At 64.4% G+C, this 26,631-nt stretch carries 22 protein-coding genes; 7 read left to right on the forward strand and 15 right to left on the reverse strand.

Annotated features, from left to right (window positions below; all coding sequences use genetic code 11):
• Positions 1–111: 111 nt before the first annotated feature.
• The 3 genes from ACODS9_RS07135 to ttgA are packed head-to-tail and all read right to left on the reverse strand — an operon-like array spanning position 112 to position 5,864.
• Positions 112–1,557 carry an AdeC/AdeK/OprM family multidrug efflux complex outer membrane factor gene (locus tag ACODS9_RS07135; RefSeq protein WP_489093586.1) on the reverse strand — a complete coding sequence of 482 codons (1,446 nt, stop codon included), beginning with the start codon at positions 1,555–1,557 and terminating at the stop codon, positions 112–114.
• Complete coding sequence (ttgB, locus tag ACODS9_RS07140; protein WP_046856914.1) at positions 1,554–4,706, reverse strand: multidrug efflux RND transporter permease subunit TtgB; 3,153 nt, start codon at positions 4,704–4,706, stop codon at positions 1,554–1,556. The genes ACODS9_RS07135 and ttgB overlap by 4 nt, the downstream gene beginning before the upstream one ends.
• A 3-nt stretch (positions 4,707–4,709) precedes the next feature.
• Complete coding sequence (gene ttgA / locus ACODS9_RS07145; RefSeq protein WP_046856913.1) at positions 4,710–5,864, reverse strand: toluene efflux RND transporter periplasmic adaptor subunit TtgA; 1,155 nt, start codon at positions 5,862–5,864, stop codon at positions 4,710–4,712.
• Between the two features lie 258 nt (positions 5,865–6,122).
• Between ttgA and ttgR the strand changes: the two genes are divergently transcribed.
• A complete protein-coding gene (gene ttgR, locus ACODS9_RS07150; RefSeq protein WP_023630222.1) occupies positions 6,123–6,755 on the forward strand; it encodes an efflux transport transcriptional regulator TtgR in 633 nt (210 codons plus the stop codon).
• A gap of 150 nt (positions 6,756–6,905) precedes the next feature.
• On the opposite strand, the gene ACODS9_RS07155 is transcribed toward ttgR, so the two are convergent.
• On the reverse strand, positions 6,906–8,357 hold the full coding sequence (locus tag ACODS9_RS07155) for an MDR family MFS transporter (protein ID WP_489093587.1): 1,452 nt from the start codon (positions 8,355–8,357) through the stop codon (positions 6,906–6,908).
• A gap of 403 nt (positions 8,358–8,760) precedes the next feature.
• On the opposite strand from ACODS9_RS07155, the gene ACODS9_RS07160 reads away from it, so the two are divergent.
• Positions 8,761–9,630 carry an isocitrate lyase/PEP mutase family protein gene (locus ACODS9_RS07160; RefSeq protein ID WP_023630223.1) on the forward strand — a complete coding sequence of 290 codons (870 nt, stop codon included), beginning with the start codon at positions 8,761–8,763 and terminating at the stop codon, positions 9,628–9,630.
• A gap of 6 nt (positions 9,631–9,636) precedes the next feature.
• Here ACODS9_RS07160 and ACODS9_RS07165 read toward each other — a convergent pair whose 3' ends face one another.
• Together ACODS9_RS07165 and ACODS9_RS07170 are read right to left on the reverse strand one after the other, a co-directional pair.
• Positions 9,637–9,810, reverse strand: coding sequence for a hypothetical protein (locus tag ACODS9_RS07165; RefSeq protein ID WP_023630224.1), 174 nt, complete (start codon positions 9,808–9,810; stop codon positions 9,637–9,639).
• 76 nt (positions 9,811–9,886) lie between these two features.
• The gene (locus tag ACODS9_RS07170; RefSeq protein ID WP_046856912.1) at positions 9,887–10,795 is read right to left on the reverse strand and encodes a LysR family transcriptional regulator; all 909 of its coding nucleotides are present in this window, start codon (positions 10,793–10,795) and stop codon (positions 9,887–9,889) included.
• 103 nt (positions 10,796–10,898) lie between these two features.
• Here ACODS9_RS07170 and ACODS9_RS07175 point away from each other — a divergent pair, with 103 nt between their 5' ends.
• Together ACODS9_RS07175 and ACODS9_RS07180 are read left to right on the forward strand one after the other, a co-directional pair.
• Positions 10,899–11,774 (forward strand): MBL fold metallo-hydrolase, encoded by an 876-nt coding sequence (locus tag ACODS9_RS07175; protein WP_401104564.1) that lies wholly within the window; start codon positions 10,899–10,901, stop codon positions 11,772–11,774.
• 28 nt (positions 11,775–11,802) lie between these two features.
• Positions 11,803–12,417 (forward strand): NAD(P)-dependent oxidoreductase, encoded by a 615-nt coding sequence (locus ACODS9_RS07180; RefSeq protein WP_401104561.1) that lies wholly within the window; start codon positions 11,803–11,805, stop codon positions 12,415–12,417.
• Positions 12,418–12,456: 39 nt separating this feature from the next.
• On the opposite strand, the gene ACODS9_RS07185 is transcribed toward ACODS9_RS07180, so the two are convergent.
• Positions 12,457–13,323 carry a LysR substrate-binding domain-containing protein gene (locus tag ACODS9_RS07185; RefSeq protein WP_489093588.1) on the reverse strand — a complete coding sequence of 289 codons (867 nt, stop codon included), beginning with the start codon at positions 13,321–13,323 and terminating at the stop codon, positions 12,457–12,459.
• Positions 13,324–13,435: 112 nt separating this feature from the next.
• Between ACODS9_RS07185 and ACODS9_RS07190 the strand changes: the two genes are divergently transcribed.
• Positions 13,436–15,073, forward strand: a complete 1,638-nt coding sequence (locus tag ACODS9_RS07190) for a 5-guanidino-2-oxopentanoate decarboxylase (protein WP_401105005.1) — start codon at positions 13,436–13,438, stop codon at positions 15,071–15,073.
• 47 nt (positions 15,074–15,120) lie between these two features.
• On the opposite strand, the gene ACODS9_RS07195 is transcribed toward ACODS9_RS07190, so the two are convergent.
• Positions 15,121–16,041 (reverse strand): AraC family transcriptional regulator, encoded by a 921-nt coding sequence (locus tag ACODS9_RS07195; RefSeq protein WP_489093589.1) that lies wholly within the window; start codon positions 16,039–16,041, stop codon positions 15,121–15,123.
• Between the two features lie 201 nt (positions 16,042–16,242).
• Between ACODS9_RS07195 and ACODS9_RS07200 the strand changes: the two genes are divergently transcribed.
• Positions 16,243–16,536, forward strand: a complete 294-nt coding sequence (locus ACODS9_RS07200; RefSeq protein WP_023630181.1) for a putative quinol monooxygenase — start codon at positions 16,243–16,245, stop codon at positions 16,534–16,536.
• 42 nt (positions 16,537–16,578) lie between these two features.
• Positions 16,579–16,812 carry a hypothetical protein gene (locus ACODS9_RS07205; protein WP_046856908.1) on the forward strand — a complete coding sequence of 78 codons (234 nt, stop codon included), beginning with the start codon at positions 16,579–16,581 and terminating at the stop codon, positions 16,810–16,812.
• Here ACODS9_RS07205 and ACODS9_RS07210 read toward each other — a convergent pair whose 3' ends face one another.
• From ACODS9_RS07210 to bglX, 7 genes are all read right to left on the reverse strand, one after another.
• On the reverse strand, positions 16,813–17,418 hold the full coding sequence (locus ACODS9_RS07210; RefSeq protein WP_023630179.1) for a flavin reductase family protein: 606 nt from the start codon (positions 17,416–17,418) through the stop codon (positions 16,813–16,815).
• A 117-nt stretch (positions 17,419–17,535) separates the two neighbouring features.
• Positions 17,536–17,823, reverse strand: coding sequence for a hypothetical protein (locus tag ACODS9_RS07215; RefSeq protein WP_489093590.1), 288 nt, complete (start codon positions 17,821–17,823; stop codon positions 17,536–17,538).
• Positions 17,824–18,158: 335 nt separating this feature from the next.
• The gene (locus ACODS9_RS07220; protein WP_489093591.1) at positions 18,159–19,310 is read right to left on the reverse strand and encodes a Fic family protein; all 1,152 of its coding nucleotides are present in this window, start codon (positions 19,308–19,310) and stop codon (positions 18,159–18,161) included.
• A 123-nt stretch (positions 19,311–19,433) separates the two neighbouring features.
• Positions 19,434–20,753, reverse strand: a complete 1,320-nt coding sequence (locus tag ACODS9_RS07225; protein ID WP_367856957.1) for an MFS transporter — start codon at positions 20,751–20,753, stop codon at positions 19,434–19,436.
• Between the two features lie 269 nt (positions 20,754–21,022).
• Positions 21,023–22,357, reverse strand: coding sequence for a sigma-54-dependent transcriptional regulator (locus ACODS9_RS07230; protein ID WP_367856956.1), 1,335 nt, complete (start codon positions 22,355–22,357; stop codon positions 21,023–21,025).
• Entirely contained in the window at positions 22,351–24,108 is a 1,758-nt protein-coding gene (locus ACODS9_RS07235; protein WP_401104547.1) for an ATP-binding protein, read from the reverse strand. Before ACODS9_RS07235 ends, ACODS9_RS07230 begins: the two co-directional genes overlap by 7 nt.
• 111 nt (positions 24,109–24,219) lie before the next feature.
• Positions 24,220–26,511, reverse strand: coding sequence for a beta-glucosidase BglX (gene bglX, locus ACODS9_RS07240; protein WP_401104544.1), 2,292 nt, complete (start codon positions 26,509–26,511; stop codon positions 24,220–24,222).
• Positions 26,512–26,631: the final 120 nt, after the last annotated feature.

Consider the following 26,631-nt stretch of genomic DNA (forward strand, 5'->3'; position numbering starts at 1 on the left):
GTGGGGGCTAGGCAATTCGTTGCAAGCGGAACGGGGCGGTTATCGAACGCAATGTGACTGCGCAACAAAAAGCCCACCGCAAGGGTGGGCTTGATGCTGTCAGCGGGCCAGTCAGCCTTTCGGTGTCTGGATCGAAGCCTGCTGCTGGGTCTGCTCGTACCAGCCGCCGCCGAGGGCCTTGTACAGGTTGACCTCGCTGACCAACTGCGACAGGCGATCACCGATCAGCGACTGCTGGGCGCTGAACAGGTTGCGCTGGGCATCGAGGAAGGTCAGGTTGCTGTCGATACCGATGCGGTAGCGGCGCTCGGCCAGGCGGTAGTAGTCCTGGTTGGCCGCGACCAGGTCGCGTTGCGCCTGCAGCTGCTCTTCGAACGTCTTGCGTGCGGCCAGGCCATCGGCGACTTCCTGGAAGGCAGTCTGGATGGTCTTTTCGTACTTGGCGACGTTGATGTCCTTCTGGATCTTCGAGTAGTCCAGGCTGGCGCGCAGGCTGCCGGCGTTGAAAATCGGCAGGTTGATCTGCGGCTGGAACAGCCAGGTGCCCGAACCGCCCTTGAACAGCCCGCCCATGTCCGGGCTCAGGGTACCGGCGTTGGCGGTCAGGCTGATGCTCGGGAAGAACGCGGCCCGCGCCGCGCCGATGTTGGCGTTGGCGGCCTTGAGCAGGTGCTCGGCCTCCTGGATGTCGGGGCGGCGCTGCAGGATGTCGGACGGCAGGCCGGCCGGCACTTCGGCCAGCTGGTCGGCATTGAGCTCCAGCGGCTTGGGCAGGTTGGCCGGCACGCCGGTACCTACCAGCACTGTGAGGTTGTTCAGGTCCTGGGCGACCAGGCGCTGGTACTGCGACAGCTTGACGCGAGCGCCTTCGACGGCAGTGCGCGCCTGGCTCAGGTCCAGGGCCGAGGCCACGCCCACCTCATTGCTGCGGCGGGTCAGGTTGTAGCTCTCTTCGTACGTCTTGAGCGTTTCTTCGGTCAGCTTCAGCAGCGCCTGGTCGGCCTGCCAGGTGTAGTAGGCGTTGGCCACGCTGGCCACCAGGCTGATCTGCGTGGAGCGGCGCGCCTGTTCGCTGGACAGGTAGGTTTCCAGGGCCTGCTGGGTCAGGCTGCGCACCCGGCCGAACAGGTCCAGCTCATAGGCGCTGACACCCAGGGTGGCCGAGTACTGGCTGCTGATGGTGGATTCGCCGGTCTGCGACATGTTCGCCGGCATCCGCTGGCGGCTGCCGCTGCCATTGGCGGAAACCGCCGGCAGCAGGTCGGCGCGCTGGATGCGGTACTGCGCGCGGTAGGCGTCGATGTTCAACGCCGCGACCCGCAGGTCGCGGTTGTTTTCCAGCGACGTCTGGATCAGTTGCTGCAGCGCCGGGTCGTGGAAGAACTGGCGCCAGCCCTGTTCGGCCGCGGCGACGTCGGCCGATTGGGTCGGCGAGTACGCAGGGCCTTGCGGCCACTGCGCGGCCACCGGCGCCTCTGGCGTCTGGTAGTCGGGGATCAGCGAGCAACCGCCGAGGATGAAGGCGGTTACCGCCAGGGACAACAAAGACTTGGTCATTGCCCAGCCTCATAACGTGGAGTTTCAGGGGTGGCGTGTTCTTTCGGCTCTTTGCTGCCGAACAGCGACGACACTGCGACGAAGAATAGCGGTACCCAGAAGATGGCCAGCACGGTGGCGCTGATCATGCCGCCGATCACACCGGTGCCGATGGCGTGCTGGCTGCCGGCGCCAGCGCCGCTGGCGATGGTCAACGGTACCACGCCGAGGATGAACGCCAGCGAGGTCATGATGATCGGGCGCAGACGCATGCGGCAGGCCTCGATGGCTGCGTCGTACAGGCTTTTGCCCTGTTCGTGCAGCTCCTTGGCGAACTCGACGATCAGGATGGCGTTCTTCGCCGCCAGGCCGATGGTGGTCAGCAGGCCGACCAGGAAGTACACGTCGTTGGACAAGCCGCGCAGGCTGGTGGCGAGCAGGGCACCGATGATACCCAGTGGCACTACCAGCACGACCGCGATCGGGATCGACCAGCTTTCGTACAGCGCCGCCAGGCAGAGGAACACGAACAGCACCGAGAGGGCGAACAGCGCCGGCATCTGCGAGCCGGAGAGTTTTTCCTCGTAGGACATGCCGGTCCAGGAGTAGCCGATGCCGGTTGGCAGTTCGCCGGCGATACGCTCGACTTCGGCCATGGCCTCACCGGTACTGTAGCCCGGGGCCGGGGTACCGAGGATCTCGACCGCTTCCACGCCGTTGTAGCGCGACAGTTTCGGCGAGCCATAGCTCCACTCGCCCTTGGCGAAGGAGGAGAACGGCACCATCTCGCCCTTGCCGTTGCGCACGTACCACTTCTGCAGGTCTTCCGGGCTCATCCGGGCGTTTGGCGCACCCTGGATGTAGACCTTCTTGACCCGGCCACGGTCGATGAAGTCGTTGACGTAGCTACCGCCGAGGGCGATCGACAGGGTGTTGTTGATATCGGCGATGGTCACGCCCAGGGCACTGGCGCGTTCGTCGTCGATGGTCAGCTGGTACTGCGGCTCGTCGTTCAGGCCGTTCGGACGCACGGCGCTGAGGATCTTGCTCTGCGCGGCCTTGGCCAGGAACTGGTTGCGCGCTTCCATCAGCTTCTCGTGGCCGACCCCGGCGCGGTCCTGGAGGAACACGTCGAAGCCGGTGGCGTTACCCAGTTCGAGTACCGCCGGCGGGGCGAAGGCGAACACCATCGCGTCGCGGAAGCTGAAGAAGTGCATCTGCGCGCGCTGGGCGAGGGCGAACACACTGTTCTCCTTCGAGCGCTCGCCCCAAGGCTTGAGCATGATGAATGCCATGCCCGAGCTCTGGCCGCGGCCGGCGAAGTTGAAGCCGTTGACGGTGAACACGGACGCCACTGTGTCGGCTTCCTTGTCGAGCAGGTACTCACGCATCTGGTCGACCACCACCTGGGTGCGCTCGGCACTGGAGCCGGCCGGGGTCTGTACCTGGGCGAACAGCACGCCCTGGTCTTCTTCCGGCAGGAATGCGGTCGGGATGCGTGCGAACAGCCAGATCATGCCGACCACGATCAGGGCGTAGGCCAGCAGGAACGGGATCTTGTTGCGCAGGATGGTGCCAACGCTACGCTCATAGCCGACGACGCTGCGGTCGAAGTTGCGGTTGAACCAGCCGAAGAAGCCGCGCTTGGCCACATGGTGCTCGCCCTTCTTCAGCGGCTTGAGCATGGTGGCGCACAAGGCCGGGGTGAAGATCAGCGCCACCAGCACCGAAAGGCCCATGGCCGAGACGATGGTGATGGAGAACTGGCGATAGATCACACCGGTGGAGCCGCCGAAGAAGGCCATCGGCAGCAGTACCGCCGACAGTACCAGGGCGATACCCACGAGGGCTCCCTGGATCTGCTCCATGGAGCGCTTGGTTGCCTCCTTGGGCGGCAACCCTTCCTCGGACATCACCCGCTCGACGTTCTCCACCACGACGATGGCATCGTCCACCAGCAGGCCGATGGCCAGGACCATGGCGAACATGGTCAGGGTGTTGATGCTGAAGCCGGCGGCGGCGAGGATGCCGAAGGTACCCAGCAATACCACCGGCACGGTCATGGTGGTGATGATGGTGGCGCGGAAGTTCTGCAGGAACAGGTACATCACCAGGAACACCAGGACCACGGCTTCGATCAGGGTGTGGATCACCCCGCTGATCGATTCGGTGACCACCGGGGTGGTGTCATACGGGAATACGGCCTTCACCCCCGGCGGGAAGAACGGCTCCAGGTCGCTGATAGTCGTGCGCAGCGCCTTGGCGGTATCCAGGGCGTTGGCGCCGGTGGCCAGCTTGACCGCCAGGCCCGAGGCCGGCTTGCCGTTGTACTGGGCGCTGATGGCGTAGTTTTCGCCGCCCAGGCCAACCTGGGCCACGTCGCCCAGGCGTACCTGGGAGCCGTCGGCATTGACCTTGAGCAGGATCTTCTCGAACTGCTCGGCGGTCTGCAGACGGGTCTTGCCGATGATGGTGGCGTTGAGCTGGGTACCTGGCAGTGCTGGCAGGCCGCCGAGCTGGCCGGAGGATACCTGCACGTTCTGCGCGGCGACCGCGGTGCGCACGTCGACCGGGGTCAGCTGGAACTTGTTCAGCTTGGCCGGATCCAGCCAGATACGCATGGCGTACTGCGCACCGAACACCTGGAAGTCGCCCACGCCTGCGGTCCGCGAGATCGGGTCCTGCATGTTGGAGACGATGTAGTTGGCCAGGTCGTCCTTGGTCATGGTGCCGTCTTCGGACACCAGGCCGATCACCAGCAGGAAGTTCTTCACTGCCTTGGTGACGCGGATACCTTGCTGCTGCACTTCCTGCGGCAACAGCGGGGTGGCCAGGTTCAGCTTGTTCTGTACCTGAACCTGCGCGGTGTCCGAGTTGGTGCCCTGCTCGAAGGTGGCAGTGATGGTCATGCTGCCGTCGGAGTTACTTTCCGACGACACATAACGCAGGTTGTCGATACCGTTGAGCTGCTGCTCGATCACCTGTACCACGGTGTCCTGCACCGTCTGCGCCGAGGCGCCCGGGTAGGTCACGGAGATGGCGATGGCCGGTGGGGCGATGCTCGGGTACTGGTTGATCGGCAGCTTCAGGATCGACAGGGCGCCGACCAGCATGATCACCAGGGCGATCACCCAGGCGAAGATCGGGCGATCGATAAAGAACTTCGACATGGTTTACTCCGCTTTGGCGTCAGCTTTGGCCGTGTTGGCCTGAGCAGGGCCGGCCGGCTTCTTGACGTTGGTGGCTTCGCTGACCTTGACCTCGACGCCGGGTCGCACGAACTGCAGCCCTTCGGTGATCAGGCGGTCGCCCGGGTTCAGGCCTTCCTCGATCAGCCAGTCGCTGCCCAGGGTACGGCTGGCCTTGAGCTGGCGCAGTTCGACCTTGTTTTCCTGGTTGACCACCAGCGCGGTCGGTGCACCCTTGAGGTCACGGGTCACGCCTTGTTGCGGGGCCAGGATGGCGTTGGCGTTGACCCCGGCCTTGAGCCGCGCATGCACGAACATGCCGGGCAGCAGGGTGTGGTCGGGGTTGGGGAAGATCGCGCGCAGGGTGACGGAGCCGGTGGTTTCGTCGACCGCGACTTCGGAGAACTCCAGGCGGCCCTGTTGCTTGAACAGGCTGCCGTCTTCCAGCACCAGCTGAACCTGGGCGGCATTGTCGCCGGCCTTCTGCAGTTGGCCACTTTCCAGGTCACGGCGCAGCTTGAGCAGCTCGGCGGTGGACTGGGTGACGTCGACGTAGATCGGGTCGAGCTGCTGGATGGTGGCCATGGCGTTGGTCTGGCCGTTGTTCACCAGGGCGCCTTCGGTGACCGAGGAGCGGCCGACGCGGCCACTGATCGGGGCCAGCACCTTGGTGTAGCGCAGGTCGATCTGGGCGCTCTTGAGCGACGCCTCGGCCTGCAATCGTTTGGCATTGGCGTCATCGTATTCCTGCTTGGAGACGGCCTGCTCGTCGATCAGTTGCTTGTAACGCTCGGCCAGCGAGCGGGTAGCCTGCAGGTTGGCCTGGGCGTTGGCCAGGTTCGCCTCGTAGACGGCTGGGTCGATCTGGTAGAGCTGTTGCCCTTCCTTGACGTCGCTGCCTTCCTTGAACAGGCGCTTGAGAATGATGCCGTTCACCTGTGGGCGGACCTCGGCCACACGGTAGGCGCTGGTGCGCCCCGGCAGTTCCGAGGTCAGGGTGAAGGCTTGCGGTTGTACGGTCACGACGCCGACCTGAGGAGCCTGCGGCGCAGGCGCTGCTTCCTCTTTCTTACAGCCACTGAGCAGGGTTGCCAGGGCCACGGCGGAAACCAGGGCGGTTACGGCTGGCTTGAATTGCATGAGGATCCTCGGGTCGCAGGAGCAGGGGAGCTCAAGAATATAGTGGAAGTGCTTTGTCAGAAAAACGCTATCCGGTGGATAAATAGCTTGCTAAGGAATATACTTACATTCATGGTTGTTTGTAAATAGTGCCGGTGCGTCGTGAGTGACCACCGCTGATCGCCCAAATCCACCCGGGAGCGGCCCTGAAAGAGTCTGCCCCGGCCTGATTCCCGCTCGCCAGATCGAGCGCGCGGGGCCTGATGAGGTTGTACTGCCATGGTCCGTCGAACCAAAGAAGAAGCCCAGGAAACCCGTGCCCAGATCATCGAGGCGGCGGAGAAGGCCTTCTACAAGCGCGGGGTAGCGCGTACCACCCTGGCCGACATCGCTGAGCTCGCCGGCGTCACTCGCGGGGCGATCTACTGGCACTTCAGTAACAAGGCCGAGTTGGTGCAGGCGCTGCTCGACAGCCTGCACGAGACCCATGACCACCTGGCCCGCGCCAGTGAAAGCGAGGATGAGCTCGACCCGCTCGGCTGCATGCGCAAGCTGTTGCTGCAAGTGTTCAACGAGTTGGTGCTCGATGCCCGAACCCGGCGTATCAATGAAATCCTGCATCACAAGTGCGAGTTCACCGACGACATGTGTGAGATTCGCCAGCAGCGTCAGGGCGCGGTGCTGGACTGCCATCAAAGCATTGCCCTGGCCTTGGGCAATGCAGTACGTCGTGGCCAGTTGCCTGCCGAGCTCGAGATCGACCGGGCTGCGGTGGCCATGTTTGCCTATGTGGATGGCCTGATTGGCCGCTGGCTGCTGCTCCCGGAGAGCTTCGACCTGTTGGGCGATGTCGAGAAATGGGTCGACACCGGGCTGGATATGCTGCGCTTGAGCCCTGGCTTGCGCAAATGACACTTTGTTAACGATTGTGAGGAAGTGTTATCCCTTTTCGGTTAACGCAGGATTAATAGCGCGGGAGCGGGCTTGCCCGGCGATGACAACCTTCAGGCCGTGATGTCGCCTGGGCGGACGCATCGAGGGGCAAGCCCGCTCCCACGACTTTCAGTGCCCGCGCAACTGTCTGTCCGGCAAGGCCAGCGCCGCCAACAGGCCGATCAGCGAAGCCCCGGCACTGACCAGCAACAGGTCGCGGAAGGTTTCCAGCAAACGCGCCTGGGTGTGCGGATCCGTCTCGCCCGCCTTGAGGCTGCCCAGCAGCGGGTTGCCCAGCACTTCGAAGCCACCCTGGTGCAACCACGCCAGCAACAGGCTGGACATGCACGCCACCCCCATTGCCCCACCCAGCGAGCGGAACAGGTTGGTGGTGCTGGTCGCCACGCCGATGTCCTGGCTGTCCACCGCGCTTTGCGTGCCCACCAGCGAGGTGGGAAATTGCAGGCCGCAGGCAATGCCTGTCAGCAGCATGAACAGCGCGCTCTGTAACCAGGCTTGCGGCGGCGTCAGCGCCATGGCTGCGATGGCCATTGGCATCAACAGCGCGCCTGTGAGGATCTGTGGCTTGAAGCGCCCGGTGCGGCTGGTCATGCGCCCACCGGTGAAGGCGCCGATGGGCAACCCCATGGCCAGTGGCAGCAGGTGCAGCGCCGCGCTGTCGGCGCCGGCGCCGGTGATGCCCTGATAGCGCAGGGGCATCAGCATGGTCAGCGAAATGGACTGGAAACTGGCGAAGAAGATCACGCACCAGCACAGCACCGCGACCCGGTTGCCGAACAGGCCCAGAGGCAACAATGGCTCGCGGCAGCGCCGCTCGTGGGCTACGAACGCCGCCAGCCCCAGCAGCGCGCAGGCCAGCAACGCCAGGACTTCGGACGACTGCCAGGCATGTCCCTGGCCGACCAGGGTGATGCCCAGCAGCAGGCTGCCCAGGCCGAGGATCATCAGCACCGCGCCGAGGTAGTCGACCTGGGCCTGGCGATGCTTGACCGGCAACCCGTCCAGCGCCCGGTGGATCACCCACAGCGCGGTCAGCCCCAGCGGCAGGTTGATCCAGAACACCCAGCGCCAGGACAGGTACTCGGTCAGCCAGCCGCCCAGCACTGGCCCGGCGACACTGGCCAGTGCGTACATGCTGCTGAAGTAGCCCTGGTAGCGGCCGCGTTCACGAGGCGGCACGAAGTCGCCGATGATTGCCTGGCTGACCGATACCATGCCGCCTGCGCCGATACCCTGAAGCACTCGGGCCAGCACCAGCTGCGGCATGTCCTGGGCCAGGCCGCAGGCCACCGAGGCCAGGGTGAACAGGGCGGTGCCGGTGAGGATCATGCGCCGCCGCCCGTACAGGTCACCGAGCTTGCCGTAGATCGGCACGGCGATGGTCATGGCGACCATGTAGCCGGAGATGACCCAGGCGAGCAGGCCGACATCGTTGAATTGCGCGGAAATCGCCGGCATGGACACGGCGACGATGGTCTGGTCGAGGGCACCAAGGAATATCGCCAGCATCAGGGCGGTGAGGACGCTGCGCAGAACGGTGGGGGGCAGGGCGGCGGTCACGGTGGGTACCTTGTGGTCAGAGCTGGCGCGATCGCGAGGCATCGTGGGAGCGGGCGTGCCCCGCGATGGACTCATTCATGGTGAGGCATTGTACGCTGAGTTACATAGCTACCTATGTACTCCGTGCATCCCCTATGCAAGATCGGCATTGGCGCATTCATCCAGTGCTGCATGGCCGCGTGATATCGTGGCTTGGCCGCAGAGGCTGAAATCCGGGGGCTGCACCAGCTTGGTGCAAGTATTTTCCAGAGGATTTCGCGTTGCTGTATGTCCACACCTTCTATTCCTCTGCCTGCATGTCGAGCATGACCGCCCTGATGGCGACGGTTGGAACAGTCAGGTAGACCCGATACAGGGGTCGGTTGTCAGCCGTTCACAATTTCTCATTACAAGCGGAGTGATCATGCCCAAGGCTTCCCACCACGATCTGCGTTTTGCCTTCCGCGAACTGCTTGCTTCAGGTTCGTGCTATCACACCGCGTCGGTCTTCGACCCGATGTCAGCCCGTATTGCCGCCGACCTTGGTTTTGAAGTCGGCATTCTCGGCGGTTCGGTCGCCTCGCTGCAGGTCCTGGCCGCGCCGGATTTCGCCCTGATCACCCTGAGCGAGTTCGTCGAGCAGGCTACCCGCATCGGCCGTGTCGCCCAGTTGCCGGTGCTTGCCGACGCCGACCATGGCTACGGCAATGCGCTCAACGTGATGCGCACGGTGATCGAACTGGAACGCGCCGGCGTTGCCGCGCTGACCATCGAGGATACCCTGCTGCCGGCCCAGTTCGGTCGCAAGTCCACCGACCTGATCTCGGTGGAGGAGGGCGTGGGCAAGATCCGCGCGGCGCTGGAGGCGCGGGTCGATTCGGCCCTGGCGATCATTGCCCGCACCAATGCCGGCGTGCTGACCACCGAGGAAATCATCGTGCGCACCCAGAGCTACCAGAAGGCCGGCGCCGATGGCATCTGCATGGTGGGGGTCAAGGACTTCGAGCAGCTCGAGCAGATCGCCGAGCACCTGAGCGTGCCGTTGATGCTGGTGACCTACGCCAACCCCAACCTGCGCGACGACGAGCGCCTGGCGCGCCTGGGCGTGCGTATCGTGGTCGACGGCCATGCCGCCTACTTCGCCGCGATCAAGGCCACCTACGATTGCCTGCGCCAGCAGCGTGGCCTGCAGCACAAGTCGGACAGCCTCGGTGCCACCGAGCTTTCGCACACCTACACCCAGCCCGAGGACTATATCCGCTGGGCGAAAGAGTACATGAGCGTCGAGGAGTGACCCGAGCTACCTGACGGCGCTCAGCGTGGCGCTGTGGGGAACGCAATGCTCATGTACGCAACTGTTGGCCGTGTTGGGCTGGCTGCGCAGCAGCTCCACCCGCCAGCAGGCCGAGCCGTAGAGCCCGGCCACTGCGACCAGGGCGAAGACGAGGGCGCAACGCCTGGATTTGATACTCATGGTGCGGACCTCCTGTTGATGCAACAGGTGATACCTTCAAGCATAGGCCCAATGCGCGTAACTGCACCGTCTTGACTCAACTCAATCCTTTGTCCCACTCCGGTTCGTCGCCAAACCGCTGCGCGAGAAAGTCGAGCATGCTGCGCAACGTCGCCGGCATGTGCTTGCGCGAGGTGTACACCGCATTCAGGGTCAGTTCCCGTGGCTTGGCTTGCGGCAGCAATCGCACCAGCTCGCCACTGCGCAGCGCGGCGGCCGCCTGGTAGGTGGGCAGCATGGCGATGCCGGCATTGGCCAGGGCGGCTTTCTGCAGGGTCATGGCCTCGTTGGCGCTGATGTTGCCCTGCACCGGCACGGCGACGTTCTGCCCGTCCACCTCGAAGTGCCACAGGCTGTGACCGAAGTAGGCGTGGGTCAGGCAGTTGTGCTGGCTCAACGCTTCGACCCGGTCCGGCGTACCGTGCTCGCGCAGGTAGGCGGGGCTGGCGCAGACCACCGAGCGGCACACGCTCAGGCGCCGGGCAATGAGGTTGGGGTCGACATCGTTGCTGGTGCGGATCGCCAGGTCGATGCGCTCGTCCACCAGGTTGACGGTGCGGTCGAGCATCTGCAGCTCAACCTTCACCCCGGGGTAACGTTTGACGTAGGCCGCCAGCGCCTCCACCAGTTGGGCCTGGCCGAACGAGGTGCTAACGCTGATGCGCAGTTCGCCACGGGGCGCGTCGTCCGGCTGGCGCACGGCGCTTTGCAGGTCGCCGGCCAGCTCCAGCATCTGCCGACAGCGTGGCAGGGTCTCGAGGCCTGCGGCCGTCAGGCTGAGCTTGCGGGTGGTGCGTTGCATCAGGCGTGCCCCGACCCAGTCCTCCAGCTCCGCCAGGTAGCGGGAAACCACGGGCCTGGAGAGTTCCAGGTGGTCCGCGGCGGCCGACTGGCTGCCCAGGTCGACGACGGTGACGAATACGCGCATGGCGTTGAGCCGATCCATGATCTGTCCGATTTCAGAAACAAACTATGTCGAAGCATCGCATTTTTTGTATTGGATCGGGCAACTAAGCTTGCACCCATCGTCCCACTCACAGGATCTTGCAATGTCTCTCTTCACGCCCCTTCGCGGCCTGCTGCTGGCCTGCCTTACCTTCGGCGGCCAGGCCATGGCTGCCGAACCGCTCAAACTGGACGCCTACAACCCCGGTCACGCGGCGATCTTTCCGGTCAGCTCGGTGATCGTCAGTGGTGCCCACGACGCCATCCTGGTCGACGCCCAGTTCGGCAAGGCCCAGGCCGAGCAGGTGGTCGAGCGCTTGCGTGCCAGCGGCAAGCAGCTGACCACCATCTACGTCAGCCATGGCGACCCGGACTACTACTTCGGCCTGGACACCATCACCCACGCGTTCCCCAAGGCCCGCGTAGTCGCCTCGGCCGCCACGGTCGAGCACATCCGCAAGACCATGGACGCCAAGCTGGCCTACTGGGGTCCGCAGATGGGCGCGGACAAGCCGGCACGCCTGGTGGTGCCCCAGGTACTGCAGGGTGATCGCCTGGAACTGGAAGGCCAGGCACTGCAGGTCGTCGGCCTGGACGGTCCGCAGCCGGACCGCAGCTTCGTGTGGATTCCCTCGATCAAGGCAGTGGTCGGTGGCGTGGTGGTTTCCGAAGGCATCCATGTGTGGATGGCCGACACCCAGACCGCGCAATCCCACGCCGACTGGCTGAAGACCCTGGCGAAGATCGAACAGCTCGCCCCGCGCACGGTGATCCCGGGGCACTACCTGGGCGACAGCAGCCGTTCGCTGGACGCGGTGCGCTTCACCGCCGGCTACATTCGTGACTTCGATACCGAGGCCGCCAAGGCTGCCAATGCCGCCGCGCTGATCGCGGCGATGAAGCAGCGCTACCCGAACCTGGGTGACGAGAGCTCCCTTGAATTGGGTGCCAAGGTCGCCAAGGGCGAGATGAAGTGGTAATCCCTTTCAACCTGTTGGAGTGTTTCCCATGAGCAAGATCGCAATCATCGGCGCCACCGGGCGCGCCGGCAGCCAGTTGCTGGAAGAGGCCCTGCGTCGGGGTCACAGTGTGGTGGCCATCGCCCGCAATCCGAGTGCGCTGCAAGGCCGTGACGGCGTGACGGTCAAGGCGCTGGATGCCATGGACAGTGCCGCCCTGCAGGCGGCCGTGACAGGCTGTGATGCGGTGCTGAGCGCGGCGCATTTCTCGACCATCGAGCCTGAAGCGATCATCGAGCCGGTCAAGCGTGCCGGGGTCAAGCGCCTGCTGGTGGTGGGCGGGGCCGGTAGCCTGCTGCTACCGTCCGGGCACCGGGTGATCGACAGCCCGGATTTCCCGGAAGCCTACAAGGCCGAGGCCAATGCCGGTGTGCGCTTCCTCGATACGCTGCGCCAGGAGCCGACCCTGGACTGGACCTTCCTGTCGCCGTCGGCGGAGTTCGTCGAAGGTCAGCGCAGCGGGCACTACACCCTGGGCAAGGATCACCTGCTGATCGGTGCCGATGGCAAAAGCTGGATCACCTTTGCCGACTATGCCATCGCCATGCTCGACGAACTGGAAAAGCCGGCGCATTCACGGGCACGGTTCACGGTCGGCTACTGAGTCGTCTGCACCACGGGGCAAGTCGGGTCGCGATTGATGTCATGTGCGGGCACGCGTCTGCAGCCACTCCATCAGCTCGACCAACCCCGTGGGCATGCTCTTCGACGGGCTGACCAGGTAATACCCCTTCCCGGTCGTCACCTTCAGCTCGAACGGCATGCACAAACGCCCGGCGCGCAGGTCATCACCAATCAGCGAAAAGTCGCCGATGGCGATCCCGGTCCCCTGGGAGGCCATGGCCATCGCCATGTCCAGTGTCTCGAAGTGCTGCTTCGGCCCCTGGGGTTCGACGCCGGCATTGGCTGCCTGCAACCACAACCGCCAGTCGTGCTCGTCCCGAGAGGGGTGTAGCAGCATCTGCCGCGCCAGGTCCTGCAACTGCAAGGGGACGCTAGATAGCGATGGTGCGCAGACCGGTGTCAGTTGCTCATCGAACAGCTTGCGTACCTGCAGCCCATGGTTTGGCACCGCGCCATACACGACGGCAGCATCGAAGCCCTCGCGGCGAAAATCCACGCCATGCTGCACCGTGGTGGTCAATTCCACCGGCACGTCCGGGCGCAGTGCCTGCCACTCTAGCAAGCGTGGCAGCAGCCAACGCATCACACAGGTCGGCGCCTTGAGTTGCAGCGTCGTGCTGCGTCCGCCGACTTCGCGCACGCCTTGCTCGATCACTGCGAAGACCTGCTGCACCCGAGGCAGCCAGTCCTGTCCTTCGCGGGTCAGGGCCAGGCCACGGGCCTGGCGCTGGAACAGCGCATAGCCCAGATGTTCCTCGAGCCCGGCGATCTGTCGGCTGACCGCGCCCTGGGTGATATGCAACTGTTGCGCGGCACGGGTGAAGTTGCAGTGCTGCGCGGTCACCAGGAAGGTGTGCAGGGCGGGGAGGGGCGGCAGGCGTTTCATTGTGACAAGCCATGATGTGAGGTCATGGCTAGTATGTGTTTTTTTGCATTGTGGCGGTAGTCGGCCCTTGGTTCCATGAGCACATGTCTCAACAAGAATCGGGTACTCGATGATGGCAACCTGTGGTGAAGTGCTGGTCAAACTCCTCGAAGGCTATGGTGTCGATCATGTCTTCGGCATTCCCGGCGTGCATACCGTGGAACTCTACCGCGGCCTGGCTGCCTCCTCGATCCGCCACATCACCCCGCGCCACGAGCAGGGCGCCGGGTTCATGGCCGATGGCTACTCGCGTACCCGGGGCAAGCCTGGGGTGTGCTTCATCATCACCGGCCCGGGCATGACCAACATCACCACCGCCATGGGCCAGGCCTACGCCGACTCGATCCCGATGCTGGTGATTTCCAGCGTGCAGTCGCGCAGCCAGCTGGGTGGCGGGCGCGGCAAGTTGCACGAACTGCCCAACCAGGCCGGGCTGGTGGCGGGGGTGGCGGCGTTTTCGCATACCTTGATGAGTGCCGATGACTTGCCAGAGGTATTGGCCCGTGCCTTTGCCGTGTTCGACGGTGGCCGCCCGCGCCCGGTGCATATCGAGATCCCGCTGGATGTGCTGGTGGAGCCCGCCGATCACCTGCTGCCGGGCCGCCCGGTGCGCACCGCGCGCGCGGGTGCGGCGCCGCAGACCGTGCAGCAGATGGCCATGCGCCTGGCCAAGGCGCGCCGACCGTTGATCCTCGCCGGCGGTGGTGCCCTGGAAGCCGGCGCGGGGTTGGCCAGGTTGGCCGAGCACCTGCAGGCGCCGGTGGCGCTGACCATCAATGCAAAGGGGCTGCTGCCGGCCAACCATCCGCTGCAGATCGGCTCGACCCAGACTTTGCCGGCCACCCGTGCGTTGGTCGCCGAGGCCGATGTGGTGCTGGCCATCGGTACCGAACTGGCCGAGACCGACTATGACGTGACGTTCAAGGGCGGTTTCGAAATCCCTGGCAGCCTGCTGCGGATCGATATCGACCCGGACCAGACTGTGCGCAACTACCTGCCCGAGCTGGCCCTGGTGGCCGATGCCGCACAGGCGACCGAGGCCCTGCTGGTGGCCCTGCACATGCAGGCGCAACCACCGCGTGATGATCACTGGGGCGCTGCTCGGGCCGCCCGGCTGCGCCAGGACAATGCCGCCACCTGGGACCAGCCGACCTTGAGCCAGACCCGTTTGCTGAACAGCATCCTGGAAACCCTGCCGGACGCTGTGCTGGTGGGCGATTCGACCCAGCCGGTCTACACCGGCAACCTGACCCTGGACATGACCCGACCACGCCGCTGGTTCAATGCCTCGACCGGCTACGGCACGCTGGGCTATGCGTTGCCGGCGGCCATGGGGGCCTGGCTCGGCAGTGCCGAAGCGCGCGCCGCACGTGCGCCCACGGTATGCCTGATCGGTGATGGCGGGCTGCAGTTCACCCTGCCCGAGCTGGCCAGCGCCGTCGAGGCGCAGGTGCCGCTGATCGTGCTGCTGTGGAACAACCAGGGGTACGAGGAAATCAAGAAATACATGGTCAATCGGGCGATCGAGCCGGTCGGTGTGGACATCCACACCCCGGACTTCATCGGCGTGGCACGGGCGCTGGGGGCCGATGCCGAGTCGGTGGCTGACGTGGCGCAGTTGCAGGCGGCGCTGGGCCGAGCGGTGGAGCGCCCGGGGCCGACGTTGATCCAGGTGGATCAGGGGCAATGGCAGTTGGCTGTGCAAGGCTGACTGCGCCACGAGGACTGTGCCCTCGATTCGCCAAAAACACCATGGGTTCAGCTGGCGCTGGCGCGCAACCTTGCCACGTCACGGATCGGCGGCGCGCCGTACAGCCGGCTGTATTCGCGGCTGAACTGGGATGGGCTCTCGTAGCCCACCCGGTAGCCGGCCACGGCAGCCTCCAAACCCTCGTTGAACATCAGGCGTCGGGCCTCCTGCAGGCGCAGTTGCTTCTGGTACTGCAAGGGGCTCATCGACGTCACCGACTTGAAGCGGTGATGCAAGGTGGAGACGCTGAGGTTCACTTCCCGGGCGAGGTCTTCGATACGCAATGGCTTGTGGTAATGGTTGTTGAGCCAGGTAATCGCCTGGCAGACCCGATGGGTCTGGCTGTTGGCCAGGGCGATTTCGTACAGCCGGTAACCCTGTGGGCCGCGCAACAGGCGGTAGAAGATTTCCCGGCGGATCATCGGCGCGAGGATGGCAATGTCGCGTGGCGAGTCCAGCAGTTTGATCAGGCGGATCAACGCATCCAGAAGCTGCGGATCGCTTTTCTCCACGTACAGGCCCAGACCTGATGGCCGGTTGGGCACCACCATCGGGCTACTTTCGGCGATCAGCTGGCTCAGTTGCGCCGGGTCGATGTCCAGGCGCAAGCCCAATGCGGGATGCTCGGGGCTGGCCTTGAGCAGGGCGCCGCTGATCGGCAAGGTGACCGACACCACCATGTAGTGCAGTGGATCATAGGCGTAATGTTCGTCGCCGAGGATCAGGGTCTTGCTGCCTTGGGCAAGAATGCATAACGCCGGCTGGGCCAGCGCGGGCATGCCGCGGATTTCCTCTTGGTAGCATGTGAGGTAAAGGTCTTCGATGGCCGACGCCGGGCCATGGGGCTGGCCGGCGTGGCGCTGGATCAGCGCGGCCAGTTCCTGGCGCTGCAGCTCAAGGGTCGAGTCGGGTGGCGGGAGCGTGGTCATGGCATGGTTCCTCTACTGACCGGGCCAGCATAGGTATGGGCAATGTCGGGCGCTAGTCGAATGCTGTCGTTCGATTGCCTGATCCTGTCGCGCGGCAGGATCAGGCAATCGCTCGGCAGTAATGGCCTAACGTCGCGCGAGGGCGGGGCCCTAATCTTGGCAGCCTGTTTTCCCGTCCGTAGCGCTTCAAGGAGATCGTTCATGACCCAGCCTCAACCGGTCACTCACCTGGCTTTCATCCGCGCCAGCAACGGTCGTTCGGCGGAACTCGGCATGCGCCTGCGCGACCTGCTGGAGCCGTCGCTGCGGGCGCCCGGCTGCCTGAGCTTCAGTGTGCAGCGTTCGCAGGTCGATGCCGATCTGTGGCTGCTCAGCGGCAGCTGGAGCGACCAGCAGGCGATGAGCGGCTATTTCGCCTCGCCCACCCTGGAGGTGTTTGGCGAGCTGGTCCAGGCGCAGGTGGTCAGCAGCCTGGACCTGCATACCTTCGCCTGATGTGTAGAATGCCGCCCCTACATCATTCAGGCGGAGTGCAGCATGGCACGTAGAGAATTCCCCCACTTCGAAGCGGTCTCGGCGATGGTCCCGGTGCAAGGCGGCGGCTACCACGCGGCGATCGCCGTGAAGGCCCTGGGCATGGGCGGTGCGCCGCGCTTTCACAAAGTGCTCGATGGGCAGGTGTTCCAGTCGGCGATCGCGGCCGACGCGGCCGCTTGTGCTGAACTCGAACGCCTGCAGGGCGTGGACGAGGAAGGCGAACTGGTCTTCTGATCAGACCTGTGGACGGGCCATCTTGAACAGCTCGCCCAGCGCAAAGTAGTCGGCCGGGCCGCCGCCACGCAGGATCGGCTCGGCGGCGGCGGTGTCGTAGATACCGTCCTTGAGCAGGTGCTCGGCAATGTGCACCGCCACTACCTCTCCCAGGATCAGCCAGCTGGGCACAAGTTCCTGGTCGGCGCGTTTGAGCTGGACGATCTGGCTGACCTTGCATTCGAAGCTCACCGGGCTCTCGCCCACGCGCGGCACCTTGACCACGTTGGACATGGCCGGGGTCAGGCCACTGAGCGCGAACTCGTCGATATCTGCCGCCACCGCGGCACAGCTCTGGTTCATCTGCTCGGCCAGCGGCCGCGTAGCCAGGTTCCAGACGAACTCGCCGGTCTGCTCGATGTTGTTCAGGCTGTCTTTGCGCCCGACGCTGCAGAAACCGATGATCGGTGGGATGTAGTTGAAAGCGTTGAAGAAGCTGTAGGGCGCCAGGTTCAGGCGGCCTTCGCGATCGTGGCTGGAGATCCAGCCGATGGGCCGTGGGCCGACGATGGCGTTGAACGGGTCGTGGGGCAGGCCGTGGCCTTTGGCGGGTTCGTAGTAGTACATCTGCGCAAGGCCGTGAGGCCCTTCCTGGTGGGGGACGAGGCGCCTAGTGTGCCAAGGCTTGGCTCAACTGCAAATGATCAAGCCCGGCCAAAGCCGGGCTGGTAGCGCGCATCGGGGTCAGCTGATGCGGTGGCCGTTGGTGCGGTCGAAACCATCCTCTGCGAAGCGCTGGCCGCCAGTACGGTCGAAGCCGTCTTCAGCGAAGCGCTGGCCGCCGGTGCGGTCGAAGCCGTCTTCAGCGAAACGCTGGCCGCCAGTACGATCAAAGCCATCTTCTGCGCAGTTGGCCGACTGGCTCTGTGCAGCTGCAAAGGTGTGGGCGTTGGTGCGATCGAAACCGTCTTCAGCAAAGGCGCCAGTAGCCAGTACCGACAGGGCGAGGGAAAGGATCAGTTTGTTTTTCATGGTCGTTGCTCCGATGAGTGCCAGGGGTTGTTGTTTCTATGGGTTAAATGCTACGCCTATTAATTTGATTAAAAAGCGCAAAAAATGATGAATAAAAATCTATTAATTAGATTTGTTGTGGCGTGGATACCCTTCTACGCAGTCTCCTGGCGCCCTGCTCGCCGATCAGCCCTACAACTCAAGAATGAAAAGCGCAGACCGACGACAGGGCCATACCAGCATGTGCCCAGACAATTAATGGGAAATTAAGACGTAGCGGCAACGGCTCCCGGGGAGGCATGTACAGACCGCAAGGCGGCTTGCAGCTGTTCCAGGGGCGTCTTTTCGTACAAGCGTCAGGTCGCTTGGGTATTCACCGTATAGCGGGTACTTCGCCCACCACCGGGCAGACGCATCAGGCAATTTTTTTCCAGCAAGTCGGCCAGGTGCCGGGTGGCCGTGGCCTTGGAGACCTTGGCCACGGCCTGATATTGGCTGGCGCTGATGCCGTCCGCGAAGCCGCGAGGCCCACCATCGAGCAGTCGATTGAGCACCTTGACCTGTTCGGGCAACAAACCATCGCCCCGATGGATCAGCCAGAAGCGTGACTTGGCCAGCACCCGGTCAATGCGCACCAGCGCTTGCTGGAGGCTGCGCAGCAAGGTGGCAAGGAACCAGGCCAGCCAGTGGGTGATGTCCAGGTCGCCGCGCTGGCTGCTTTCAAGGGCTGCGTAGTAGCCGGAGCGATCTTCCAGGATGCTGCTGGACATGGCGTAGAAACGCACCGCTCGCTGCTCGCCCTGGGCCAATGCCAGGTCTGTGATGGCGCGGGTCAGGCGGCCATTGCCGTCGGCGAAGGGGTGCAGGGTGACGAACCAGAAATGGGCCAGGCCGGCACGCAGCAGGGGATCGAGTTGCCGATCATGGCGGCTGCTCTCGAACCAGTCGAGAAACTGCTGCACCTGCTGCTCGAGGCCAGTACGTGGCGGTGCTTCGAAATGCACCCTGGGTTTGTCGATACGCCCCGATATCACCTGCATGGGTGCACTGTCGCGCCATTGGCCAATGGGCATGGCCGGTGCGAGCGAGTCGCTATTTTCCGGGAACAGCCAGCGGTGCCAGAGAAACAGGCGCGGTTGATCCAGCGGGCGAACATAGCCCATGGTCGCGTCCACCATCAGCTCGGCCAGGCCCTCGCTGCGCGTCGTGGTTGTCCCCGGCTCGGCAATGCCAAGCCGTCGGGCCAGGGAAGAGCGAACGGACTCCACATTGAGTTGTTCACCCTCGATGGCCGAGGACGTGACGATGTTCTGCAGCAGGGTATCGAGCGTGTCCAGGTTGGCATTGGCCTCGGTCACCGCTCCCGCTCTGCCCAGCAGGCAGCCCTGCGCCTGGACACAGTCTCTGAGCAAGGGTGCGAGTTGCGACTCGTCCCAGCGAAAGCCGGGCCAGTCGGCCTGCTGCCACACCCAGAAGGCGTCCGCAGCGGTGTGCTCTTTTGGCTTCATGAGCCGAATAATAGCGCTATTCAGCTCATTATGTGAGCCGAATAGTACTGTTATTCGGCTCGCGCTTATTAAAAAGGGGCGCTCCGTTATCCGCAGCGCCCCTTTTTTCATCGCGAGCAGGGATCAGTCAGTGGTGATCCGCGAATGTTGCTTGGTGTCCTTCATGGTCGCGTACACCAGCAGCGAGCAGGCGATGCAGCCGGTGACGTACCAGTAGAAGCCGGTTTCCATGCCGTTGCTCTTGAACCACAGGGCCACGTATTCGGCGGTGCCGCCGAAGATCGACACGGTCAGCGCGTACGGCAGGCCGACGCCCAGGGCACGGATCTCGGTGGGGAACAGCTCGGCCTTGACCACGGCGTTGATCGAGGTGTAGCCACTGACGATGATCAATGCGGCCATGATCAGGAAGAACGCGCCCCACCAGGTCTGGATGGTGTGCAGGGTGCTGAGGATCGGCACGGTGAACAGGGTGCCGAGCACACCGAAGGCGATCAGGATCGGGCGTCGGCCGATCTTGTCGGACAGGCCGCCGATCACCGGCTGCAGGCACATGAACAGGAACAGCGTGGCCGCCGAGATGGTGGTCGAGTCGCTGATGCTCATGCCCACGGTGTTGACCAGGTACTTCTGCATGTAGGTGGTGTAGGTGTAGAAGGCCAGGGTACCGCCCATGGTCAGGCCGACCACGGTCATCAGTTCCTTGGGATGACGCATCAGGGTGCGCATCAGGTTCTCTTTGGACTTTTCCTTCTTGGTGAAAGAGGCGGTCTCTTCCATGCCGCGGCGCAGGTACAGGGCGACCACCGCGCACAGCGCGCCGATCACGAACGGCACACGCCAGCCCCAGGCGTACAGCTCCTCGGTGGTCAGCGTGTTCTGCAGGACGATCAACACCGCCAGGGCGATGAGCTGGCCGGAGATCAGGGTGACGTACTGGAAACTGGAGAAGAAGCCACGGCGCTCCTTGCTGGCCATCTCGCTCAGGTAGGTGGCCGAGGTGCCGTATTCACCACCTACCGAGAGGCCCTGCATCAGGCGGGCGATGACCAGCAGGACCGGTGCTGCGACGCCGATGGTCTCGTAACCTGGCGTCAGCGCGATGACCAGCGAGCCTGCGCACATCAGCAGCACCGAGGCCATCAGCGCCGCCTTGCGGCCCTTGCGGTCGGCGTACAGGCCCATCAGCCAGCCACCGATCGGGCGCATGAGGAAGCCCACGGCAAAGATTGCGGCGGTGTTGAGCAGTTGGGCGGTGGTGTCGCCGGCGGGGAAGAAAGCCTTGGCGAAGTACAGCGAGAATGCGGCGTAGACGTACCAGTCGTACCATTCGACCATGTTGCCGATGGAACCACTGAAGATCGATTTGAGGCGGCTGGCGGTGGACTTTTCCGCGGCGGGCGCAACGGCCGCCCCGGTGGGCAGAGTGCTGGCGTTATCCATCAGGGATACCTTCTCGTTGTTTTTGTGGAGCGCGCTCGGGGCGCAGCTTGAGAAGGGTTTTGCAGGAGGTGTGCCAAATGAGTGCTTCGCGGTCCATTTGGGGGCGTCTTGCGCCCTGTCGCTGGCAAGCCAGCTCCCACCGGATCTGGCTTGCATGGTGCTTTGTGGGAGCAGGCCTGCCAGCGATGGGCTGCCAGGCAGCCCCGGCGATTCAGCATGCAGTGAGCGAACTTCCGCTCATTTGCCTGAATCGATAAGCGGAAATCCGCCTACTCGTTGTCGAGAAAGTCCTCACGCACCAGGCCATGCCGCTGCATCTTTTCGTTCAGCGTACGCCGTGGCAGTTGCAGCGCCTCCATCACACCCTTGATCTCGCCCTTGTGCTGGCGCAGCGCCGCACGCAGACATTGGGCTTCGAACGCTTCCATCTGTTCGCCCAGCGACTGCCCGCCTGGCAGGCTCTCAAGGTTCGGCGAGTCCAGCCCCAAGGCATGACGTTCGGCAGCATTGGCCAGCTCACGCACATTGCCCGGCCATTCGTGGGCCAGCAGCTGCGCCAATCGTCCTCCAGTGACCGCTGGGGCATGGCGGCCCAGGCGTTCGGCGGCAGTGCGAGCGAAGTGTTCGAACAGCAGCGGGATGTCTTCACGGCGCTCGCGCAGCGGTGCCAGGCGCAGCTCGGCAACGTTGAGGCGGTACGCCAGGTCCTCGCGGAAGCGCCCTGCACGGGCCTCTTCGAGCAGGTCCGGTTTGGTCGCGGCGATGATGCGCAGGTCGACGGCGATGCTCTGGTTGGCCCCCAGGCGTTCGAGCTTCTGCTCCTGGATCACCCGCAGCAGCTTGGCTTGCTGGGCCAGGGGCATGCTCTCGATCTCGTCGAGGAATACCGTACCGCCATTGGCGTACTCCAGCTTGCCGATGCGCTTGCCCTGGGCGCCAGTGAAGGCGCCGCTCTCATGGCCGAACAGCTCGGCCTCGAACAGTGTTTCTGGAATGGCCGCGCAGTTGAGCGCGACGAAGGGTTTGTCGGCGCGCGGACCGAAGTCGTGCAGGCAGCGCGCCACGCGCTCCTTGCCACTGCCGGTTTCACCCCGGATCAGCACGTTGACCGGAAGGCTGGCCAGCTCGAGTACCTGGCGACGCAACTGCTGCAGCCCCTGGGACATGCCCAGCAAGGTGTTCTCCAGCTGTGCCTTGAGGTCGGCCTGCTCATGCAGGCGGCGGTTTTCCAGGACCAGCTGGCGTTTTTCCAGGGCCCGGCGCAGGCTGCCCATCAGGTGCTGCGGGGTGAAGGGTTTTTCCAGGAAATCGTAGGCACCGTTGCGCATCGCCTCCACCGCCATGGGTACATCGCCATGGCCGGTGAGCAGGATCACCGGTAGATCAGGGTCGGCCTGCTGCAACCGGTCGAGCAACTGCAGGCCGGACATGCCAGGCATGCGCACGTCACTGAGGATCACGCCGGGAAAGTGCGCGGGAAGTTGCGCCAGGCACTCCTCGGCACGCTCGAACAGTTGCACGTTGAAGCCCGACAGACTCAGCCATTGTTCCACCGCCGCGCGGATGCTGGCTTCGTCATCGACGACGATCACTGAATTCAACATACCGTCTCCAGGTCGCGGGGCAGGGTGAGGCTGAAGCGCGCGCCCCCCGGCAGGTTCTCGACCTGCAGGTGGCCGCCGGCATCGATGACGATGCCGTAGGAAATGGCCAGGCCCAGGCCTAGCCCCTCGCCGACCGGCTTGGTGGTGAAGAACGGGTCGAAGACCCGGCAAAGGTCGGTGTCGAGGATGCCGCCACCGGAGTCGAGTACGCTCAGGCGCCACTGTGCATCATCCGCCTCGATACGGATCTCCAGGCGTTTGTAGCGCTTGTCGGCCATGGCGTCGAGGGCGTTGCGCAGCAGGTTGATCAGTACCTGCTCCAGGCGGATCGCATCGCCACGGACCCAGGCCGGGCGGGCGAGGTACAGCGCCACCTCGACGCTTTCGGCGCGGATACGGGTGTCCAGCAGGTGCAGTGCCTGGTCGACCACGGTGGCCAGGTCCAGGCGTTCGCGCAGGCCTCCGGGGCTGTTGCGGGCGAAGGTCTTCAGGTGGCCGGTGAGCGCGGCCATGCGGCTGAGCATCTGCTCGAGCGGTTCCAGGGCCTGGCGGGCTTCGTCATGACGGCCATGATCAAGCAGCAGGCGCAAGGTTTCCAGTTGCATGCGCTGGGTGGTCAGCGGCTGGTTGATCTCGTGGGCCAGCGCGGCCGACATCTGCCCCAGCGCCGCCAGCTTGGCAGATTGCACCAGGCCTTCCTGGGCCGTGCGTAGCTCGCGGGTACGTTCCTCGACCTGGCGCTTGAGCTCTTCGCGGCTGCGCTGACGCAGCCGGGCCAGGCGCAGGCGCTGGCTGACGAACAGCGCGGCGAACACCAGGCTCAGCCAGATTGCCGCTGCGGCGAGGGCGGCGTTGCGCCCATCCTCGGCGACCTGCGGCTTGCGCAGCAGGTGCAGGGTCCAGCCTTCGGCCTCCAGGGGCAGGCGCTCCCACAGGTACTCGGCAGTGCCATCCGGGCCTTGCACGCGGGTCAGGTGGCTGGTGTCGGTGAAGCGGGTCAGGGCCTGGTGCTGCAGGGGCACCAGCGGCTGCTTGTCGTACTGGCGCGTCTCGGCCAGCTCGGCGCGGTCGGCACCGGACAGCGGTTGCAGCTCGCGGTAACGCCAGCCGTCCTGGTTGGCGATGAAGGTGATGCCGCGGGCATCGCTGACCAGCAGGATGTCACTGCCCTGGCGCCACTCGCGTTCGAGCTCCGGGAACTCCAGCTTGACCACCATGGCGCCGAGGAAGCGGCCATGTTCATCGTTCACCGCGCTCGCCAGGAAGTAGCCTGGCACGCCGCTGGTCACGCCGACGGCGTAGAAGCGGCCACTGCCCTGGCTGCGGGTCTGTTTGAAATAGGGGCGAAAGCCGTAGTTGGAACCCACATAGGTGGTCGGCAGGCGCCAGTTGCTGGCGGCGATGGCCAGGCCAGTGCGGTCCAGCAGCTCCAAGGTGGAGGAGTTGGCGGCGCCATTGATGCGTTCGAGCTTGCGGTTCAGGGCGTCCTGCACCTGTTCGGTCACCGGGCCGTGCAGGGCGGCGATCAGCTCCGGGTCCAGCGCCAGTACCGCAGGCAATGCACGGTAGCGCTCGATCAGGGTATGCAGGGCGTTGGCATACAGGCCCAGTTGCTGGCTGGCCCGGCGGGCGTCGGTTGCCATTGCCTCGCGCTTGGCCTGGTGCATGGCCCAGCCAGCGCTGAGGGTGGTGCCGACCAGGATCAGCAGGATGATCAAACCCAGGCGCAGGGCGCGGAAGGATGAGGGCATGGGGCGGATCCGGGGTTGCGGTTGTCTGTGCCGACCTCATCGCGGAGCAAGCCCGCTTCCACAGCGTGATGCGTGGGAACGGGCTGGCCCAGCGATGGGGGCGGGTCTGGCTTACAGCAGCTCGAAGCTCTGCTGCTGCACCGCCTCGGAATCGAGGCCGACCTGCACGTTGAACTGGCCAGCTTCGGCAACGTGCTGCAGTTGGCCATTGTAGAACTTCAGGTCCTGCTCGCTGATGTCGAAGGTCAAGGTTCGCGACTCGCCGGCCTTGAGCATCAGCTTCTGGAAGTTCTTCAGCTCCTTCACCGGGCGGCTCATTGATGCGCTCTGGTCCTGGATATACAGCTGCACCACGGTCTCGCCGTCACGCTTGCCGATATTCTTCACGACGACCTTGGCCTTGAGGGTCGCGCCACGCTTCAGCTCTGTCTGCGACAAGGTCAGGTCCGACAGCTCGAAGTTGGTGTAGCTCAGGCCGTAGCCGAACGGATACAGCGGGCCGTTGGGCTCCTCGAAGTATTGCGAGGTGTAGTTGCCCGGCTTGCCTGGGGTGAACGGCCGGCCGATGCGCATATGGTTGTAGTACATCGGGATCTGCCCGACCGAGCGCGGGAAGGTGATGGCCAGGCGCCCGGACGGGTTGTAGTCGCCGAACAGCACGTCGGCGATGGCGTTGCCGCCCTCGGTGCCGCTGAACCAGGTTTCGAGGATGGCGTCGGCCTGCTCGCGCTCCCAGGCGATCGACAGCGGACGGCCGTTCATCAGCACCAGCACCAGGGGCTTGCCGGTGGCTTTCAGCGCCTTGATCAGGTCGCGTTGCACCGCCGGGATTTCCAGTGTGGTGCGGCTCGAGGATTCGTGGGACATGCCACGGGATTCGCCGACCACGGCCACGACCACGTCCGACTGCCTGGCGGCCTTGACCGCTTCGTCGATCAGCACCGCGGCCGGGCGCGGATCGTCGACGATTTCCGGGGCGTCGAAGTTGAGGAAGTTCAGGTAGTCGAACATCGCCTTGTCGCCGGTGACGTTCGAGCCTTTGGCGTACACCAGCTTGGCCTTGCCTTCCACGGCGCGGCGCAGGCCTTCGCGCACGGTGACCGAGTGCTGCGGTTTGCCGTCGGCGGCCCAGCTGCCCATCATGTCGATCGGCGCATCGGCCAGTGGGCCGACCAGGGCGATGGTGCCGGTCTTTTTCAGGGGCAGGGTCTGCTCGCGGTTTTCCAGCAGCACCAGGCCGCGACGTGCCACATCACGCGCGGCTTCGCGGTGCAGGCGGTTCTCGGCGTAGTAGTCCTTCAGGTCGGTTTCAGGCTTGGGAATGCGCACGTAGGGGTCTTTGAACAGACCCATGTCGTACTTGGCTCCCAGCACTTCACGCACCGCCTGGTCCAGTTCGGCCTGGCTGACTTCGCCGGACTTCAACAAACCGGGCAGTTCTTCGCCGTAGAGGGTGTCGTTCATGCTCATGTCGATGCCGGCCTTGATCGCCAGCTTGGCGGCTTCGCGGCCGTCACGGGCCACGCCATGGCGGATCAGTTCCTGGATGGCGCCGTGGTCGCTGATGGTCACGCCCTTGAAGCCCCATTCCTTGCGCAGCAGGTCGTTCATCAGCCAGGTGTTGGAGGTGGCCGGCACGCCGTTGATCGAGTTCAGCGCCACCATCACCCCGCCGGCACCGGCGTCGAGCGCGGCGCGGTAGGGCGGAAGGTAATCGTTGTACATCTTCGGCAGGCTCATATCGACCGTGTTGTAGTCGCGCCCGCCTTCCACCGCACCGTACAGGGCGAAATGTTTGACGATGGCCATGATGCTGTCGGCATTGGCCGGGCTCGAACCCTGGAACGACTTGACCATCACCTGGCCGATCTTCGATGTCAGGTAGGTGTCCTCGCCGAAGCCTTCGCTGGTGCGCCCCCAGCGCGGGTCACGGGCAATGTCGACCATCGGTGCGAAGGTCATGTCCAGCGAGTCGGCGGCGGCCTCGATGGCCGAGGTGCGGCCGACCTTGGCGATGGCGTCCATGTCCCACGACGAGGCCAGGCCCAGGCCGATCGGGAAGATGGTGCGCTCGCCGTGGATGGTGTCGTAGGCGAAGAACATCGGGATCTTCAGGCGGCTGCGCATGGCCGCGTCCTGCATCGGACGGTTCTCGGGGGCGGTGCGCGAGTTGAAGGTGCCGCCGATGCGTCCGGCGGCGATTTCCTCGCGGATCTTCGCGTGCGGCATTTCGGGACCGATGCTGATCAGGCGTAGCTGGCCGATCTTCTCGGCCTCGGTCATCTGGCTGATCAGATGGTCGACGAACGCCTGCTTGTCCTGCAGGGGCGGGGCGATAGGGGCGGCAAGGGCCGCCTGACTGGCAAGGCCCATGGCCAGGCCCAGCAAAGACAGTTTCATCATCAATTCCGTTGTCGAGTGATAGCGGTGGGCCGAGACGTTTCGTACGCCTGTTGTTGTCGTGTCCGCTGGCCGTTTTGTGGATCATTCATCCATGATCCGACGCAGTCGCGGATTATGCCT

Source organism: Pseudomonas sp. FG36 (assembly GCF_057809275.1).